An 18,204-nucleotide genomic window follows, 5' to 3' on the forward strand; every position below is an offset into this window, starting at 1 on the left:
TATTATTATGCATCACAGATACGGCGACCAGGCAGGGAATTTGACCTGTCCATCGGTAGCCGGAAGACGCGCTTTGAAACGCCCATCAGTCGAAACTAGCTGCAATACAGTTCCCCACCCTTGAGTGGAGCTATAAATCACCATAGTGCCATTAGGTGCGATACTCGGCGTTTCATCTAGAAACGTATCTGTCAATATTTGGACAGATCCCGTTGCCAGATCCTGCTTGGCGATATGCTGACTGCCACTTGCCGAGCTAACCATCACGATAAAACTACCGTCAGAGCTAACATCTGCATCTTGGTTCTGTGATCCTTCCCAAGTGAGGCGTTGTGGAGCACCGCCATTAATATCGATTTTGTATACTTGCGGACGCCCACCCTGATCGGAGGTATAGACCAGAGTCTGGCTATCCGGCATCCAGCTTGGCTCAGTATTATTACTGCGGCCATCAGTAACCTGACGGATTTGACCAGAAGCTAAATCCATCACATAAAGATTCAAACTGCCTGTTTTAGATAATGCAAAGGCAAGTTTAGTCCCGTCCGGGGAAAATGCAGGCGCTCCGTTATGGCGTGGGAACGAGGCTACCTGACGTACAGCAGTCGTTGCCAGTGTTTGGATCACCAGTGCAGAACGGCCGCTTTCAAATGTCACATAAGCAAGCTTGGAAGCATCCGGCGACCATGCTGGTGACATCAAGGGTTCTGGTGAGCGATGTACGGTAAATTGATTGTAACCATCATAATCAGAAACACGCAGCTCATACGGGTACTTGCCCGCACTAGTATTTTTGACAACATAAGCTATACGGGTACGAAATGCACCTTTAATGCCTGTCAGTTTTTCAAATACCTGATCACTGACTGTGTGTGCTGCATAGCGCAGCCATTTTTGTTCAATTGGAAATTGTTCTTGTGCCAATACCGTTCCTGGTGCACCAGCGGTATCGACAAGCTGGTACGAAACAAGAAACTTACCATCAGCACTGGGTTGAATATGACCAACAACCACTGAATCAATGCCTAGTGCAGACCATGCCGCAGGCGTTACCTCTGATGCGGTTGCTGGTTGTTGCGGCATACGAGTAGGATCAATGGGATTGAATTTTCCACTGTTTCTCAAATCCGCAGCAATAATTGAACCAATCGCTTCCGGCGCTTCCCCTGCACCAGTCCATTTAAATGGGACAATCCCAATAGGACGGGCAGAATCAACACCCTGTGTAATTTCAATGCGAACTTCTGCATGAGCAGCTACTGCCCACATCATCAGAAAGCCCAATACGACTTTAAACATTTGTTTAAAAGTTTGCTTCATTATCTCTCCCTTATCGCGATCTTTTTATCTGCCCGCAATAATCGCCGGATTCTAACAAACGCCAACAAACAAAACTAGATACCTAAATAAAATCTGATAATTTTGTTTGTACATATAAATTATTCGAAGGTTCACCTAATAAATAACGCTTTTCTACCAAATATTTACCTTACTTTGGTTTAAAGTCTAGTGTGAAACTCTTGAAATGCTCATAAATCTCTTTGCTTGGTGGACGTGGTATTTTCGTCTGATTAGCAGCAGCAAGCGCCGCTCTGCACAGCGCGGGATCACCAGCCCCTGTTGTGATATCAATCAACAATCCATCTGATGCCAGCTTTATCTTTAATTCACAGGTACGACCAATATATAAGTCTGGATCGCGAAAATTACTCTGGATCGCAGCCTGAATCTGCCCTTTGTAATTATTGATATCCGCATCAGAAGGGCCACTTTTCTTACCGCCACCTTTCCCGGCAGCAACCGCCCCACCCTGCTTAGGTGAATTGGATGTCAGACCACCCAACAGATCATTAACTGCTTGGGCCTGTTTTGCTTCTTCTGCTTTAGCCTTAGCTTTTGCCTTTGCTTTAGCCTCCGCTTCGGCCTTAGCTTTTGCATCTTCTGCTGCCTTAGCTTTAGCTTCTGCATCCACTTTTGCTTGCGCCGCTGCCTTAGCTTCTGCCTCCGCTTTAGCTTTTGCCTCAGCAGCCGCTTTACGTTTCGCGGCCTCTTCGGCTTCTTTCTTCGCCTGAGCTTCTGCTTTCTGACGAGCTTCAGCTTGTTCTTTCAGAATCCTTTCTTTTTCTGCCTGTGCTTTTGCGGCTGCTTCTTCCGCCTGTTTTTGCTCTTCACGCGCTTTAGCAGCGGCGGCATCAGCCAGTTTCTGATCTTCACGCGCTTTTGTGGCAGCTTCATCAGCCTGTTTTTTCTGAGCTTCAGCCGCTTGTTGTGCTTTAATTCGCTCTTCTTCAGCCGACTTCAAGCGTTCCTGCTCCTCAGCTTGTTTCGCCCGCAATTCAGCAGCCTGTTGCTCAGCTTTCTTCTTCCGTTGCTGCTCAGCTAACTTTGCATTGGCCTGCTGCTGTTGTTGCTGGTTATATTGCTGGACAACCGCATTCGGATCGACCATAACCGCATCAATAACAGCACCATCCGCTCCACCGCCCCCCATTTCTGTTTTTTGCACCAAAGAACCCCAAATCAGAAACCCGATCAGGATAATGTGCAATATTACCGAAATAATAATGGCGCGATTCAGCTTATTGTTTTGTTCGCTTGTCTTTCCCACACTCGACATCCAGAAACTTTAAGTGATAGCAGCCATCAGGCCCCGATAGGTTGGGTCATTAAACCCACCGATTTTACACCCGCCTGATGAAGCATATTCAGTGCCTTGATGATTTCATCATAAGGAACATCCTTAGAACCGCCAATCAGGAAAACTGTTTTCGGATTGGCTTTCATCAAGGTTTGAGCTTCAGCAACGATTTGCTGCTCAGGTAACAATTCTAAACGTTCCTGGTTAACGACCATGTTGTACTGCCCTACCCCAGAAACTTCTACAATGACCGGTGGATTATCAGATCTGGACACTGTTTTTGAATCCACCGCTTCAGGTAAATCGACTTCTACGCTTTGCGTGATAATCGGCGCTGTTGCCATAAAGATCAGCAACAATACCAGCAACACGTCCAGCAAGGGGACGATATTGATCTCGGATTTTAGCTCACGTCTACGACTACGAGTGCGCGCCATTCGCTGATTACCCCTTACTCTCTGTTACGATTTGTTGGTATTGGAAGCAAAGGCCTGACGGTGTAGAATGGCCAAAAATTCTTCCATAAAGTTATCGTAAGTTTGTTCTAGTTTGTTGACACGCTGGTTCAAACGGTTATAGGCCATCACCGCAGGAATTGCAGCAAACAAACCAATGGCTGTTGCAATCAGAGCTTCGGCAATACCGGGGGCAACCATTTGCAATGTTGCCTGCTTTACTGCGCCTAAGGCAATAAAGGCGTGCATGATCCCCCAAACCGTACCAAACAAACCAATATAAGGGCTGATGGAACCCACTGTTCCCAGAAACGGAATGTGATTTTCCAGTGTTTCCAATTCACGATTTAACGAGATACGCATGGCACGAGAAGCCCCTGTGATAACAGCTTCTGGTGCATGGTTATTTGCCTGATGTAAACGGGCAAATTCTTTAAAACCAGAGTGAAAAATCTGTTCAGTACCACTTAACGAATCACGACGTGACTGACTTTCTTTATAAAGACGAGATAATTCAATACCCGACCAAAATTTATCTTCAAATGCTTCTGCTTCACGACTTGCAGCATTAAGAATCTTTGTTCGTTGGATAATGATTGCCCAAGAGGCGATAGAAAAGCCGATCAGAATCAACATGATCAGCTGCACTAAAAAGCCTGCCTTAAGAAATAAATCAAGGATGTTCATGTCAGTCACTGCTTAAACTCCGCGACAATAGACTTTGGAAGCGCAATAGGCTTCATTTGAGATGAATTCACGCAGACAACTAAACATTCTGCGCTACTGACAACTACGTCATTGCAATCAATAATTCGTTGAATAAATGTCAGAGAAGCGCCACGAATATTTGTAATCTCGCTTTCAACAACCAACTGATCATCCAGTTTTGCTGTTTTCCGATAGTCAATAGTCATGCGGCTGACGACAAAGCCAACTTGCTCATCTAACATATACTGTTGGTGAAAACCTTTTTCACGCAGCATTTCGGTACGGGCTCTTTCGTAAAAAGCCAAATAGCGAGCGTGATAAACCACACCACTAGCATCTGTGTCTTCGTAGTAAACACGGATCGGCCAACGGAATAACATATTACTCATATAATCCTAATTAGGCGAATTGACGCTGTCACTATACTCAAGACAGTAGCGCTTTGGAATGACCTGCTAATAAAAAAAATTTATAGGCCGACGACCTATAAAATTATAATTAGTTTACTTAAAGAAATGATATAAGCCAAAAAGAAGAATGAAAAATGCAGGTAATGGATGAAAAAACAGACGCCAGATGATTCGCTTAGGGTGAAATCCGATACCAAATGTGACACCAGAACAGACCGCCCAGATCAATAAGATACCTTGCCATATCTGCAATGAACTGGTATTGGCCGCAAAACGTGACGGATCCCAGAACACACATGAGGCAAGAGCCAAGGCCATGATGAGGATAAGGGCCCTCAATAAGCCCTTATCCATAAGTTGGTAGCATTTATCAGCCAACATTATTTTTTGTCACTCTCAGTCGCTTTCTGTGATTCATTATGCTCAAGAGCCAAGGCTGCAATAACAGCGAAACTACAAGCCAAGAGCGTTCCGAGAATCCAAGCAAAATACCACATGCCTATGCTCCTTAGTACAGTGAGTGTTTGTTGTTTTCAATGTAGTTCTTATCCAAACGCCCAAAAGTTTTGTAGTAACACCAAATGGTGTAAGACAACACAATCGGAACAAAGATAAGCGCAACAACGAACATAATTTGCAACGTCCACTGGCTGGATGTCGCATCCCACATAGTCAAGCTGACATTCGGATCAAGACTTGATGGCATCACAAATGGGAACATGGCAATACCTGAAGTCAGAATAATGCAAGCGACCGTCAATGATGAGAACAGGAATGCCCAAGCACCTTTATCCAACCGGGTTGCCAACATAGTCAGCAGAGGAAGAAACACACCCAACGCCGGTATTGCCCACAAAATCGGATAACTATTAAAGTTAGTCAGCCATGCACCTGCCTGCTGAACAACTTCTTTATGCAGCGGGTTAGATGGCGCATTCACGTCCAGACTACCTGTTATCGCATAGCCATCAATGCCATAAATCAGCCATACACCAGCCAATAGGAATGCAACTGCCGTTATCGCTGCACAAACATGAGTTGCAGTGCGGGAGCGCAGATGCAGTTCACCCGTTGTACGCATTTGCAGGTAAGTCGCCCCCTGTGTCACGATCATCATCAGGCTGATCACACCCGCCAACAGACCATAAGGATTCAACAAACCAAAAAACGAGCCTTCATAGGAAACACGCAGATAGGAGTCCACAGCCAGAGGAACACCTTGCAACAAGTTACCAAATGCAACACCGATAACCAAAGCAGGCACGAAGCTACCAATAACCAGCCCCCAATCCCACATACTGCGCCATTTGCTACTTTCCAGTTTAGAACGGTAGTCAAAACCGACCGGACGGAAAAACAGCGCGGCCAATACCAGAATCATTGCCACATAGAAACCGGAGAAAGCAGCGGCATATACCATTGGCCATGCAGCAAACAAAGCGCCACCAGCGGTAATTAACCAAACTTGGTTACCATCCCAGTGCGGGGCAACTGAGTTAATCATGATGCGGCGTTCGGTATCATTTTTACCAATGATTCTCAGCAGGATACCAACCCCCATATCGAAACCATCAGTCACTGTGAAACCGATCAGTAACACACCAATCAGCAGCCACCATATAAATCGTAATACATCATAATCAAGCATAAGTGGACTCCTGCTTACTCAATATTGTTCGCTGAAGAAGTTGTTTTCTGTTCAAAGTGGTAACGTCCGGTTTTCAGGCTGCTTGGGCCAAGACGGGCAAATTTGAACATCAAGAACATTTCCGCGATCAAGAACAAGGTGTACAGACCACAAATCAGTACCATTGAGAAAATGAGATCGCCAGCACTGCGTGTTGAAGCAGCAACAGCGGTTGGCAGAACTTCACCAATTGCCCAAGGCTGACGGCCATATTCTGCAACAAACCAGCCTGCCTCAACGGCAATCCACGGTAATGGAATACTGAACAGTGCAGCACGCAGCAACCATTTATACTGACCAATGCGGTTGCGGATAACACTCAGGAATGACAGACCGATAACCAGCAGCATGATAAAACCAGCGGCAACCATGATACGGAATGCAAAATAGAGCGGTGCTACACGAGGAATAGAATCTTTCGCCGCAGCTTGAATCTGTTCTTCTGTCGCATCAGTTACGTTCTCGGTATAACGTTTCAAAAGCATGCCGTAACCAAGATCTTTTTTGCTTTCGTTGAATGCGCTACGAACATTTGGATCAATGTTGCCAGAACGCAACTCTTCCAACAGTTCATAGGCCTTGATTCCGTTACGGATACGCTGTTCATGCTGACTCATCAAATCACGCAGACCAACAACGGGGGTATCTGTAGAACGGGTAGCAATCAATCCCAAGACATAAGGAATTTGGATGGAATATTTATTTTCCATTTTGTCTTGATCAGGGAGTCCAATCAACGTGAATGAAGCCGGAGGTGGCTGAGTTTCCCATTCTGCTTCAATCGCAGCCAGCTTGGTTTTCTGCACGTCCCCCATTTCATATCCGGATTCATCACCCAGAACAATGACAGACAGTATTGCAGCCATACCAAAACTTGCGGCAATTGCAAAAGAGCGTTTAGCAAATGCAAAATCGCGCCCTTTCAGGAGATAATAAGAACTGATGCCCAATACAAAAACGGCGCCTGTAACATAACCAGCAGCAACAGTATGAACGAATTTCACCTGAGCAACCGGGTTAAGTACCAGTTCACTGAAGCTCACCATTTCCATTCGCATGGTTTCGAAGTTGAAATCAGATGCAATCGGGTTTTGCATCCAACCATTCGCAACCAAAATCCACAATGCAGAGAAGTTAGAGCCTAATGCAACCAGCCAGGTAACCGCCAAATGTTGTTTCTTACTCAGACGATCCCATCCGAAGAAAAACAGACCAACGAATGTGGATTCGAGGAAGAACGCCATCAGACCTTCGATGGCCAGCGGCGCACCGAAAATATCACCAACATAGTGTGAGAAATATGACCAGTTAGTTCCGAACTGGAACTCCATGGTCAAGCCCGTTGCGACACCCAGGGCAAAGTTAATACCGAATAACTTGCCCCAGAATTTTGTCATATCTTTATAGATTTGTTTGCCGGAAAGGACATATACCGTTTCCATGATCGCAAGCAAAAACGCCATGCCCAGCGTTAATGGTACGAACAGAAAATGGTACATGGCAGTTAAGGCAAACTGTAATCGTGACAGTTCGACAATATCAAACATCTTGACTCCTTGCTCCTAGCAGGAAGGACACCGACTTGCGGCAACCCGACTTCGTAAAACGAAAGTCTCGTAACTACCAGCAATAAATGCCTCAAACACAATAATGAATTATTAACGAAATCAAAGATTCAGTATATACCACAATAATATTACGCCTATATTCACACACAATAAATAAATTTTACGTGATTCAGCTTAGAATTCTGAATATAGGTCAACAATGCCGTGTATTCCCAGCTTAATATCTGTATATCTTAGATCAATTTAATCAAGTTTAGCCAACTTATTCCATAGTAATAACTTGATTTTAGACAATTTTTTACTTGTTTTGTTAAGCTTTACGTCTATTATTTCAATCTGGTTTACCAGGTGTTAATAGGTTGTTATTTGTAATGGACTGTAATTTCTTTTTTGCTGTAAAAAACATTAGAAAATTAACTTTTCATTTTCATTCTTAAAAAAATATATTTTTTCGATATTTCGGGTTAAATTAATCAAATAAATGGGACCTTCTAAATCCAGTTAAATTAAATTGGAAAATAACTAACTTTATAAATGAACTAACCCACTGTTAATATTATGAATAAAAAATAAAAGCCACCCAAGGGTGGCCTTTTTCTATAAAAATGGCTTATTTTGAAACTAATTATGCCAGTAATGCTTTTACTGCTTCACCAATGTCAGCAAGGCTACGTACCGTTTTAACGCCTGCTGCTTCCAGTGCAGCAAATTTCTCATCTGCTGTACCCTTACCACCTGCGATAATCGCACCCGCATGCCCCATACGCTTACCTTTAGGCGCAGTTACACCTGCAATATAAGCGACAACAGGTTTAGTCACATGCTCTTTGATATAAGCAGCCGCTTCTTCTTCTGCTGTACCACCGATTTCACCAATCATAACAATGGCTTCTGTCTGTGGGTCTTCTTGGAACAATTTCAGAATATCGATAAAGTTTGAGCCAGGGATTGGGTCGCCGCCGATACCAACACAGGTAGATTGCCCTAACCCTGCGTCAGTAGTCTGCTTAACAGCTTCATAAGTCAACGTACCAGAACGAGATACAATACCCACTTTACCCGCTTTGTGAATATGACCAGGCATGATACCGATTTTACATTCGTCAGGTGTAATGACTCCCGGGCAGTTAGGCCCAATCATGCGAACACCAGCTTGATCCAGTTTTACCTTCACTGTCAACATATCGAGTGTTGGAATACCTTCTGTAATCGTGATGATCAGTTTAATACCTGCATCAATCGCTTCCAGAATGGAATCTTTACAGAAAGGAGCCGGAACATAGATAACGGAAGCAGTCGCACCAGTCGCTTCAACCGCTTCACGCACGGTATTGAACACAGGTAATCCCAAATGCTCAGTACCACCTTTACCTGGTGTTACACCGCCAACCATTTGAGTACCGTAAGCAATCGCCTGTTCGGAGTGGAATGTACCTTGGCTGCCAGTGAAACCCTGACAAATCACTTTGGTGTTTTTATCGATTAAAATAGACATTATTTATTCCCCGCTGCTGCTACTGCCTGTTTAGCTGCGTCTGTCAAACTGGTAGCTGCAATGATGTTCAAACCACTGTCTGCCAGTTTCTTAGCGCCCAGTTCAGCATTGTTTCCTTCCAGACGAACGACGACCGGTACGTGAACTCCGACTTCTTCCACCGCACCAATAATGCCGTCAGCAATCAAGTCACAGCGGACGATACCACCAAAGATATTGACCAAAACAGCTTTAACATTTTCATCTGACAAGATGATTTTAAATGCTTCGGTAACACGCTCTTTTGTCGCGCCACCACCCACATCAAGGAAGTTTGCCGGTGCACCACCGTGCAGTTTGACAATGTCCATCGTTCCCATTGCCAGACCTGCGCCATTCACCATACAACCAATGTTGCCATCCAGCGCAACATAGTTCAGTTCCCATTGAGCAGCCTGAGCTTCACGTGGATCTTCCTGTGAAGGATCGTGCATCTCACGCAATTCAGCCTGACGGAACATGGCGTTACCATCTGCACCCAGTTTTCCATCCAGACAGACAAGATTACCCTGAGTTGTGATAACCAGCGGGTTGATTTCAACCATCGCCAGATCACGCTCCAGGAACAGGTTTGCCAATCCCAAGAAAATCTTGGTAAATTGACCAACTTGTTTACCAGTTAAACCGAGTTTGAACGCCAATTCACGGCCTTGATACGGCATAGGGCCAGCCAGTGGGTCGATAATTGCTTTATGAATCAGCTCGGGCGTTTCTTCCGCCACTTTTTCTATTTCGACGCCACCTTCAGTAGAGGCCATGAACACTACACGACGCGTACCACGGTCAACAACAGCCCCAAGATACAGCTCCTTGGCAATATCGGTTGCCCCTTCTACCAAGATCTGATGAACAGGCTGCCCCTGTGCATCTGTCTGGTAAGTAACCAGTCGTTTACCCAGCCAAAGTTCAGCAAAAGCACGGATATCTTCCTTACTGTTGACGACTTTCACGCCACCAGCCTTACCGCGGCCACCTGCATGAACCTGACATTTAACGACCCAAGGGCCTGAACCAATCTTGGATGCTGCTTCTTCTGCTTCGCGCGGAGTGGTACAAGCATAGCCAGCAGGCGCTGGTAAACCATACCGTGCAAAAAGTTGTTTTGCCTGATACTCGTGTAAATTCATGATGTTCTATCCATAATTTAATCTAAGAAAGGTAAATTACCTTCTATTTTGTTGCTCTGGATATGACCAGCCCGAAGGCTGGCCTGCATATACATTTTTACATCAACATCGTACTACTTCAGACTTGGCGGAATTCAACACTCTTCACCGACAGTAATTTCACCGACAGTGATTCCGCCGATAGTGATGCTACACATCCAGCAACAAACGTGTTGGATCTTCCAGCATTTCTTTGATGGTCACCAGGAAGCCCACTGACTCACGGCCGTCAATCAGACGGTGGTCATAGGACAGCGCCAGATACATCATTGGGAGGATCTCAACCTGACCATTTACTGCCATTGGACGATCTTTGATGGCATGCATGCCAAGAATCGCACTTTGTGGTGGGTTAATGATCGGGGTGGACATCAGGGAGCCGAAGACACCGCCATTAGTAATGGTGAAATTACCGCCAGTGAGTTCTTCAACGGTCAGCTTACCGTCGCGGCCTTTAATCGCCAGCTCTTTGATGCTTTTCTCAATGTCAGCCATGCTCAGTGCATCTGCATCACGCAATACTGGCGTAACCAGACCACGTGGCGTAGATACTGCAATGCTGATATCAAAATAGTTGTGGTAAACCACGTCAGTGCCATCGATGGAAGCATTGACTTCTGGATAGCGTTTCAGCGCTTCAACCACCGCTTTCACATAGAAAGACATGAAGCCCAAACGCATGCCATGACGTTTTTCAAACGCATCGCCATACTGCTTACGCAGCTCCTGAATGGGTTTCATGTTAACTTCATTGAAAGTCGTCAACATCGCTGTATTGTTTTTCGCTTCCAGCAGACGCTCGGCGACACGTTTGCGCAGACGAGTCATTGGTACGCGTTTTTCACTGCGATGTGGCAATGAGGATTGCTGTGCAGCAGGTGCAGACGCAGCAGGTTTATCACTCTCTTTTTTATTCGCAGTAATATATTTTTCTACATCTTCACGAACAATGCGTCCACCAACGCCACTACCTTTAATTACAGCAGGATCTAAATCGTGTTCTGCAATCAGGCGGCGAACAGCCGGACTCAGTGCATCATTGCTTTCTTCTTCCAAAGAAGCAGTCTGGCGCTGTGCTGGGGTTGCTTCTGTTTTTTCTTTTACTTCAGCAGGCATGCCAGCGCTGTCACCCAAACGGATGCGGCCGAGTAGTTGTTTGGACAGTACAGTGGCCCCCTCTTCTTCCAAAATTGCTTCCAGAACGCCGGCTTCACTTGCTGGTACTTCCAAAACAACTTTGTCAGTTTCAATTTCAACCAGTACTTCGTCACGCTCAATGGTGTCACCTGGTTTTTTATGCCATGTCGCAACAGTGGCATCTGCAACAGATTCAGGAAGGTCTGGAACCAGAATTTCTACGCTACTCATTTTCTATCCTTATTTATTCAACGTTCAGTGCGTCATCAACCAGTGCTTGCTGTTGCTTCTGGTGAACAGACGTATATCCCACAGCCGGGGAAGCAGATGCTGGACGACCTGCATAACGTAAAGATGCCCCAAATGGGATAGCTTCACGGAAATTATGTTGACTGCAATACCAAGCCCCTTGGTTCAGTGGCTCTTCCTGACACCAGACGAAGTCATGAACATGGGCGTACTGCTCAAGCTGAGCTTGCAAGTGCTGACGTGGGAATGGATACAGCTGTTCGATACGCACGATAGCGACATTGGTCTGTTCATTCTTACGACGCTGTTCCAACAGATCGTAATAAACTTTACCGGAACAAAGTACAACGCGTTTAACACCTTTTGGATCTAAGGCATCAATTTCACCAATGACCGGCTCAAATTTACCGTTAGCCAGTTCATCCAGGCTAGATACAGCCAATGGATGACGCAGCAGCGATTTAGGTGACATAACGATGAGCGGACGGCGCATACCGCGCAAAGCCTGACGGCGCAGCATGTGATAAACCTGAGCTGGAGTTGATGGTACGCAAACCTGCATGTTTTGTTCTGCACACAGTTGCAAATAACGCTCCAGACGTGCCGATGAGTGCTCTGGTCCCTGCCCTTCATAGCCATGCGGCAGCAACATAACCAGACCACACATACGGCCCCATTTCTGTTCGCCGGAGCTGATGAACTGGTCAATCACAACCTGAGCAACGTTGGCAAAATCACCAAACTGCGCTTCCCAAATCGTTAAGGAGCGAGGTTCTGTGGTTGCATAACCGTATTCAAATGCCAATACCGCTTCTTCTGAAAGTACAGAGTCCCATACTCTGAATGCCCCCTGACCATTGTGAACATTTGCCAAAGGTACATACACAGAAGCATTGGTCTGATTATGAATAACAGCATGACGGTGGAAGAATGTACCACGACCGGCATCTTCACCAGAGAGACGCACCGGAACGCCTTCATCAACCAGAGTTGCATATGCCAGTGTTTCCGCACCACCCCAGTCAAACAATTTATTGCCGTTAGCCATTTCTGCACGGTCAGCATAAATTTTTGATACACGTGAATGCATTTCCACTTCAGTAGGAATCGTGCTGATGCGCTTACCGAGATCCTGCAAGCGTTTCATCTCCACTTTATGCGGATATTCTTCATCCCATTCGTGATTCAGGTAAGGTTCCCATGTGAATGAATGCAGCCCCATTGGACGCCACTCATCAACAACACATTCACCATGATCCAGAGCATCACGGTACAGGTTAACCATCTCAGTCACATCATTAGCAGCCAGCAAACCTTCTGCTATCAACTTATCTGCATAGATTTTACGTGCGGTTGGCTGTTTTTTGATTTTCTGGTACATCAGTGGCTGAGTTGCACTTGGCTCATCAGCTTCGTTATGGCCGTGGCGGCGATAACAAACCAGATCAATCATCACGTCACGTTTGAAGGTATTGCGGAAGTCAAGCGCCAGACGAGTAACGAATGCAACTGCTTCCGGATCATCCGCGTTAACGTGGAAAATCGGTGCCTGAACCATTTTCACAATATCAGTACAATATTGTGTTGAACGCGCATCTTTCGGGTTAGAAGTGGTGAAACCAATTTGGTTGTTAACCACGATACGGACAGTACCGCCAACTTCATAGCCACGCGCCTGAGACATGTTCAGCGTTTCCTGAACAATCCCCTGCCCTATGACTGCTGCATCACCGTGGATGGTGACAGGCAGAACCATGTTACTGCGGCCTTCATCAAGGCGATCACGACGGGCACGTACTGAACCAATAACAACGGGGCTAACAATTTCAAGGTGAGATGGGTTAAAAGCGAGTGCCAGATGCACTAGGCCACCTTCAGTTTCAAAATCGGAAGAGAAGCCTTGATGGTATTTCACATCACCCGTTCCAAGGTGTTCTTTGTGTTTACCCGCAAACTCGTCAAACAGATCAACTGGCTTTTTACCCAAGAGGTTAACCAGAACGTTCAGACGGCCACGGTGAGCCATTCCCAGCACAACTTCGCGGGTATCTTGTTTACCTGCATGGCGGATCAACTCTTTCAACATAGGAATAAGCGCATCACCACCTTCCAGGGAGAAACGTTTCGCCCCCGGGAACTTAGCACCTAAATAACGCTCCAACCCTTCGGCTGACGTTAATTCTTTCAGGAAACGATGCTTTTCTTCGTCATTGAACTGTGAACCTACTGTTACAGACTCCAGGCGTTGCTGAATCCAACGTTTTTCTTCTGTATTGGTGATATGCATGTATTCTGCGCCGATTGAACCGCAATAAATGCGCTTCAATGCCTCATACAGATCAGCCAGTTTCATTGTCTCTTTGCCAATGGCAAAAGAGCCCACATTAAACGTTTCTTCAAAATCCGCTTTTGTTAAATTATGGAAAGCAGGATCGAGATCAGATACAGGTTCCTGTTTCCATAATCCCAATGGATCAAGGTTTGCATGTTGGTGTCCGCGGAAGCGGAATGCATTGATGAGCTGCAAAACTTTGACTTGTTTTGCATCCATTGCTGGATCGCTGACTGAAGTGTGGTAACGAGTGGCATCCTTTGCCAGACGACGGAAGTAGTCACGTGTCTGTGAGTGAAGTTGTTCCCCGCTAAGTCCTGCATCCGGTAATTGTTGGAAAATTTCTCTCCAACTCGCATCAACAGAATTAGGATCGGTTATATAGTCTTCATAGATTTGCTCTATGTAAGACTGGTTTGCACCAGCCAGAAAGCTTGAGTCCAGCCAGTCCTTCATTGCGCCGTTCTGCATTGTGATCCCTTAAGCTTTAAAAGCTTTAGTTTTCGCCGTGGTTAACAAATTCCGCTTAATTAGCGGTGCTGATAAAAGGTTCATTTGGACGTGCTTAATGCATGTTCTCTATTTGGGTTTTCCCACCCTTCAAGGAACCTTTAAAAACTGAATACCAGTTTCTAAAAGTTCCTTTATTTAAGAATATGCGACGTCTTGAGCAGCAGGCAATTTATCATTTTTCATTCTTTATGCCCCCCACCGATTTGATATTTATTTCAAAATTGTGGAGGGCAACATTATATGCACTATTTACACGCAATTTATGTGTTATTTATGCACAAAATTCCATTTATGCGCTGTGTTTCAGCAGCATAGATTTAATATGGCCAATCGCTTTTGTCGGATTCAGACCTTTAGGACATACGTTGACACAGTTCATGATCCCGTGACAGCGGAAAACACTAAATGCGTCATTCAGATTGTCTAATCGTGAAGTCGTTTCAGTATCACGGCTGTCAATCAGAAAACGATACGCAGCCAAAAGACCTGCCGGGCCAATGAACTTATCTGGATTCCACCAGAACGACGGACAAGACGTCGAACAGCAGGCACACAGAATACATTCATACAGGCCATCCAGTTTTTCACGTTGTTCTGGTGATTGCAGGTGCTCACGTGCAGGCGGATTTTTGCCATCATTAATCAGATAAGGACGGATTTTTTCATATTGCGCGTAGAATTGGCCCATATCAACAACCAGATCACGGACCACTGGCAAACCTGGCAATGGACGAATCACAATTTTCTTATTGCCACGACGCAGCGCTGAAACTGGCGTAACACAAGCCAAACCGTTTTTGCCGTTCATGTTCACGCCGTCAGAGCCACAAACTCCCTCACGGCAAGAACGACGAAATGCTAAGGTTGGGTCTTGTTCTTTTAGCTGGATAAGTGCATCCAGCAACATCATGTCACGCCCTTCCTGTGCTTCCAGCGTGTAGTCCTGCATATGAGGCGCATCGTCTACATCTGGATTGTAACGATAAATCGAGAATTCAAGTTTCATAATCTATTTCTCCGCAACCGGAACATCAGCAACGCAAATTAGTAAGAACGCACTTTCGGCGGGAAAGCTTCACGCAGAGTCGGCTGCATATTCACTTCACGACGAGTCATGCTCTCAGTTTGCGGTAAATACAGGCTATGGCACAGCCAGTTAGCGTCGTCACGTTCTGGATAGTCAAAACGGCTGTGAGCGCCACGGCTTTCTGTACGGAAATTCGCAGCAACCGCTGTTGAATAAGCAGTTTCCATCAGGTTATCCAATTCCAGACATTCGATGCGCTGCGTATTGAATTCTGATGAAGTATCATCCAGACGGGCATTTTTCAGACGTTCACGAATAACTTTCAGCTCATCCAAGCCTCTCGCCATTGCGTCGCCTTCACGGAATACCGAGAAATTGTGCTGCATACATGCTTGCAATGCTTTGCGGATATCTACCGGATCTTCACCGGAACGGGTATTGTTCCAACGATTCAGACGTTGCAGCGCTGCATCGACGTCAGATTCGCTGGCATCACGGCTGGTGCCTTGTTCCATCAGGCACTCTTTCAGATGCAGACCTGCGGAACGACCAAATACCACCAAATCAAGCAGTGAGTTACCACCAAGGCGGTTAGCCCCGTGAACAGACACGCAAGCAATCTCACCCACGGCAAACAGACCTGGAATCACCACGTCTTCGCCTTTTTCGTTTACTGTCAGCGCCTGACCTGTGATCTTGGTTGGAATACCACCCATCATATAGTGGCAGGTTGGGATAACTGGAATCGGTTCTTTAACCGGGTCTACGTGAGCAAAAGTACGGGATAATTCAAGAATACCCGGCAAACGAGATTCCAGAACGTCCTTGCCCAGATGATCCAGTTTCAATTTCACATGAGGACCCCATGGACCTTCACAGCCACGGCCTTCACGGATTTCGATCATCATGGAACGTGCAACCACATCACGGCCAGCAAGGTCTTTGGCATTTGGTGCATAACGCTCCATGAAGCGTTCACCATCTTTATTCAGCAGATAACCGCCTTCACCACGACAGCCTTCTGTGACCAAAACACCTGCACCGGCAATGCCTGTTGGGTGGAATTGCCACATTTCCATATCCTGTACAGGAACGCCAGCACGCAGTGCCATACCAACACCATCACCCGTATTGATGTGCGCATTCGTTGTGGATTGGAAGATACGACCAGCACCACCGGTTGCCAGAATGGTTGCCTTGGCTTTGAAATAAACTACTTCACCGGTTTCAATACAGATAGCAGTACAACCAACAATGGCGCCATCCTGATTTTTAACCAAATCCAGTGAATACCACTCAGAGAAAATAGTTGTGTGGTTCTTCAGATTCTGTTGATACAGAGTATGCAATAGAGCATGACCAGTACGGTCAGCCGCGGCGGCAGTGCGGGCAGCCTGTTCGCCACCAAAATTTCTAGATTGTCCGCCAAATGGACGCTGATAAATACGTCCATCATCCAGACGGGAGAATGGCAAGCCCATGTGTTCCAGTTCCAGAATTGCTTCCGGGCCAGTCTTACACATATATTCGATGGCATCCTGGTCACCGATATAGTCGGAACCTTTTACCGTATCATACATGTGCCATTCCCAGTTATCGTCATGGGTATTACCCAGAGCAACGGTAATTCCGCCCTGTGCTGAAACAGTATGGGAACGGGTTGGAAACACCTTGGAAATCAAGGCGCAGGATAAACCCATTTGTGAAATTTGCAGTGCAGCACGCATACCTGCGCCACCAGCACCAATAACAACAGCGTCAAACTCTCTTACTGGCAGTTTCATTTATGCACCCCACACAACAAATGTTCCGTAAATCAAATAAGACAACAGCGCCACAATAATCGCCAGTTGCAGTACCAGACGCAGTACAAGTGGCTTGACATAATCTGTCAGCACCTGCCACATGCCAATCCAGGCATGAACCAGAATGGAAAGCAGTGTCAACACGGTAAACACTTTAGTGAGAGATGAAGAAAAGAAACCACGCCAGACTTCATAAGTAATATCCGACGTTGTTGCAACAAAACCAACGACATAGAGAACGTATAAAACAATAATAATTGCAGATGCACGTAGCAGCAGCCAATCCTGAATACCCGTACGACCCAATGCGGATGCGTTGCTTACCATAATAATACCCCAGCCAGAATAGACAGAATAACCGCGATCACTATTGCCACTTTGGCAGATGCACTACCGGTAGCGAGGTTTTCTTCCAGGAAACCAAAATCCATCAACACATGGCGGATGCCCCCACAAATGTGGTAAGCCAGCGCCGTCAATATCCCCCATAGGATAAATTTGGCGAAGAAGCCAGTCATGATTTCAGATGCTTGTAGGAAACCCTCCTGCGAAGACAGTGACATACCCAACAACCACAGCAGAATACCAACTGCGATAAAGGTGATGACGCCTGAGATACGGTGCAAGATCGATGCTATCGCGGAGACGGGTTGGTTAATCGTCCGCAGATCAAGGTTGACAGGTCTTTGTTTTTTCACAATTTTGCCCACAAAGCTTTTTTTTATTTTCCATCCTCCGGTCCTGGGCGGGAATCAGACAGCGCTAAGAGGATACAAAGACACAACATAATTAAATTAACAATCCTTACATGTTTATCAAAAGTTGTGATTTGGTTACGCTGGGTGCTCCTACATCAGGGTAATCCGGAGACCTCGAAGAAGTATAAGTACTTCACATTGTTATTACAATTCCCACACAATATGATTATTAACATTTAGCGTGAACAGTGAGAAAGATCACGCTTCAAACATTTAT

Annotated in this window: 17 protein-coding genes; all 17 read right to left on the reverse strand. The window is 45.8% G+C overall.

Features of this window, described 5'->3' with window-relative positions:
* Positions 1–12: 12 nt before the first annotated feature.
* On the reverse strand, positions 13–1,320 hold the full coding sequence (gene tolB / locus Xenpb_RS02690) for a Tol-Pal system beta propeller repeat protein TolB (protein ID WP_187652980.1): 1,308 nt from the start codon (positions 1,318–1,320) through the stop codon (positions 13–15).
* Between the two features lie 169 nt (positions 1,321–1,489).
* The gene (gene tolA / locus Xenpb_RS02695; RefSeq protein WP_187652981.1) at positions 1,490–2,608 is read right to left on the reverse strand and encodes a cell envelope integrity protein TolA; all 1,119 of its coding nucleotides are present in this window, start codon (positions 2,606–2,608) and stop codon (positions 1,490–1,492) included.
* A gap of 35 nt (positions 2,609–2,643) precedes the next feature.
* The gene (gene tolR, locus Xenpb_RS02700) at positions 2,644–3,075 is read right to left on the reverse strand and encodes a colicin uptake protein TolR (RefSeq protein ID WP_187652982.1); all 432 of its coding nucleotides are present in this window, start codon (positions 3,073–3,075) and stop codon (positions 2,644–2,646) included.
* 24 nt (positions 3,076–3,099) lie between these two features.
* Entirely contained in the window at positions 3,100–3,789 is a 690-nt protein-coding gene (tolQ, locus tag Xenpb_RS02705; RefSeq protein WP_047963194.1) for a Tol-Pal system protein TolQ, read from the reverse strand.
* The gene (ybgC, locus tag Xenpb_RS02710; protein WP_099114574.1) at positions 3,786–4,190 is read right to left on the reverse strand and encodes a tol-pal system-associated acyl-CoA thioesterase; all 405 of its coding nucleotides are present in this window, start codon (positions 4,188–4,190) and stop codon (positions 3,786–3,788) included. The genes tolQ and ybgC overlap by 4 nt, the downstream gene beginning before the upstream one ends.
* Positions 4,191–4,304: 114 nt before the next feature.
* A complete protein-coding gene (ybgE, locus tag Xenpb_RS02715) occupies positions 4,305–4,592 on the reverse strand; it encodes a cyd operon protein YbgE (protein ID WP_187652983.1) in 288 nt (95 codons plus the stop codon).
* Positions 4,592–4,708, reverse strand: coding sequence for a cytochrome bd-I oxidase subunit CydX (gene cydX / locus Xenpb_RS02720; RefSeq protein WP_072061423.1), 117 nt, complete (start codon positions 4,706–4,708; stop codon positions 4,592–4,594). The genes ybgE and cydX overlap by 1 nt, the downstream gene beginning before the upstream one ends.
* A gap of 11 nt (positions 4,709–4,719) precedes the next feature.
* The gene (cydB, locus tag Xenpb_RS02725; RefSeq protein WP_187652984.1) at positions 4,720–5,859 is read right to left on the reverse strand and encodes a cytochrome d ubiquinol oxidase subunit II; all 1,140 of its coding nucleotides are present in this window, start codon (positions 5,857–5,859) and stop codon (positions 4,720–4,722) included.
* A gap of 14 nt (positions 5,860–5,873) precedes the next feature.
* Positions 5,874–7,445, reverse strand: a complete 1,572-nt coding sequence (gene cydA, locus Xenpb_RS02730; RefSeq protein ID WP_187652985.1) for a cytochrome ubiquinol oxidase subunit I — start codon at positions 7,443–7,445, stop codon at positions 5,874–5,876.
* A 646-nt stretch (positions 7,446–8,091) separates the two neighbouring features.
* A complete protein-coding gene (gene sucD, locus Xenpb_RS02735) occupies positions 8,092–8,961 on the reverse strand; it encodes a succinate--CoA ligase subunit alpha (protein WP_099114578.1) in 870 nt (289 codons plus the stop codon).
* Positions 8,961–10,127, reverse strand: a complete 1,167-nt coding sequence (sucC, locus tag Xenpb_RS02740; RefSeq protein ID WP_187652986.1) for an ADP-forming succinate--CoA ligase subunit beta — start codon at positions 10,125–10,127, stop codon at positions 8,961–8,963. The genes sucD and sucC overlap by 1 nt, the downstream gene beginning before the upstream one ends.
* Positions 10,128–10,316: 189 nt before the next feature.
* Positions 10,317–11,534: a 2-oxoglutarate dehydrogenase complex dihydrolipoyllysine-residue succinyltransferase gene (odhB, locus tag Xenpb_RS02745; RefSeq protein WP_187652987.1), complete on the reverse strand. Its 1,218-nt coding sequence runs from the start codon at positions 11,532–11,534 to the stop codon at positions 10,317–10,319.
* 13 nt (positions 11,535–11,547) lie between these two features.
* A complete protein-coding gene (gene sucA, locus Xenpb_RS02750) occupies positions 11,548–14,355 on the reverse strand; it encodes a 2-oxoglutarate dehydrogenase E1 component (protein ID WP_187652988.1) in 2,808 nt (935 codons plus the stop codon).
* A 331-nt stretch (positions 14,356–14,686) separates the two neighbouring features.
* The gene (locus Xenpb_RS02755) at positions 14,687–15,403 is read right to left on the reverse strand and encodes a succinate dehydrogenase iron-sulfur subunit (RefSeq protein ID WP_099114582.1); all 717 of its coding nucleotides are present in this window, start codon (positions 15,401–15,403) and stop codon (positions 14,687–14,689) included.
* A gap of 38 nt (positions 15,404–15,441) precedes the next feature.
* Positions 15,442–17,208 (reverse strand): succinate dehydrogenase flavoprotein subunit, encoded by a 1,767-nt coding sequence (gene sdhA / locus Xenpb_RS02760; RefSeq protein ID WP_099114583.1) that lies wholly within the window; start codon positions 17,206–17,208, stop codon positions 15,442–15,444.
* On the reverse strand, positions 17,209–17,556 hold the full coding sequence (gene sdhD, locus Xenpb_RS02765) for a succinate dehydrogenase membrane anchor subunit (RefSeq protein ID WP_187652989.1): 348 nt from the start codon (positions 17,554–17,556) through the stop codon (positions 17,209–17,211).
* Positions 17,550–17,939, reverse strand: coding sequence for a succinate dehydrogenase cytochrome b556 subunit (gene sdhC, locus Xenpb_RS02770; RefSeq protein WP_038237426.1), 390 nt, complete (start codon positions 17,937–17,939; stop codon positions 17,550–17,552). The genes sdhD and sdhC overlap by 7 nt, the downstream gene beginning before the upstream one ends.
* Positions 17,940–18,204 lie beyond the last annotated feature (265 nt).

Origin of the sequence: Xenorhabdus sp. PB62.4, from assembly GCF_014467285.1 — a bacterium.
Taxonomy (GTDB): Bacteria; Pseudomonadota; Gammaproteobacteria; order Enterobacterales; family Enterobacteriaceae; genus Xenorhabdus.

What these genes read in the sequence shown, in the direction of transcription:
- tolB (WP_187652980.1), bottom strand. Translation starts at nt 1,320, where the DNA reads ATGAAGCAAACTTTTAAACAAATGTTTAAAGTCGTATTGGGCTTTCTG.
- tolR (WP_187652982.1), bottom strand. Translation starts at nt 3,075, where the DNA reads ATGGCGCGCACTCGTAGTCGTAGACGTGAGCTAAAATCCGAGATCAAT.
- ybgC (WP_099114574.1), bottom strand. Translation starts at nt 4,190, where the DNA reads ATGAGTAATATGTTATTCCGTTGGCCGATCCGTGTTTACTACGAAGAC.
- ybgE (WP_187652983.1), bottom strand. Translation starts at nt 4,592, where the DNA reads ATGTTGGCTGATAAATGCTACCAACTTATGGATAAGGGCTTATTGAGG.
- cydX (WP_072061423.1), bottom strand. Translation starts at nt 4,708, where the DNA reads ATGTGGTATTTTGCTTGGATTCTCGGAACGCTCTTGGCTTGTAGTTTC.
- cydB (WP_187652984.1), bottom strand. Translation starts at nt 5,859, where the DNA reads ATGCTTGATTATGATGTATTACGATTTATATGGTGGCTGCTGATTGGT.
- cydA (WP_187652985.1), bottom strand. Translation starts at nt 7,445, where the DNA reads ATGTTTGATATTGTCGAACTGTCACGATTACAGTTTGCCTTAACTGCC.
- sucD (WP_099114578.1), bottom strand. Translation starts at nt 8,961, where the DNA reads ATGTCTATTTTAATCGATAAAAACACCAAAGTGATTTGTCAGGGTTTC.
- sucC (WP_187652986.1), bottom strand. Translation starts at nt 10,127, where the DNA reads ATGAATTTACACGAGTATCAGGCAAAACAACTTTTTGCACGGTATGGT.
- odhB (WP_187652987.1), bottom strand. Translation starts at nt 11,534, where the DNA reads ATGAGTAGCGTAGAAATTCTGGTTCCAGACCTTCCTGAATCTGTTGCA.
- sucA (WP_187652988.1), bottom strand. Translation starts at nt 14,355, where the DNA reads ATGCAGAACGGCGCAATGAAGGACTGGCTGGACTCAAGCTTTCTGGCT.
- Xenpb_RS02755 (WP_099114582.1), bottom strand. Translation starts at nt 15,403, where the DNA reads ATGAAACTTGAATTCTCGATTTATCGTTACAATCCAGATGTAGACGAT.
- sdhA (WP_099114583.1), bottom strand. Translation starts at nt 17,208, where the DNA reads ATGAAACTGCCAGTAAGAGAGTTTGACGCTGTTGTTATTGGTGCTGGT.
- sdhD (WP_187652989.1), bottom strand. Translation starts at nt 17,556, where the DNA reads ATGGTAAGCAACGCATCCGCATTGGGTCGTACGGGTATTCAGGATTGG.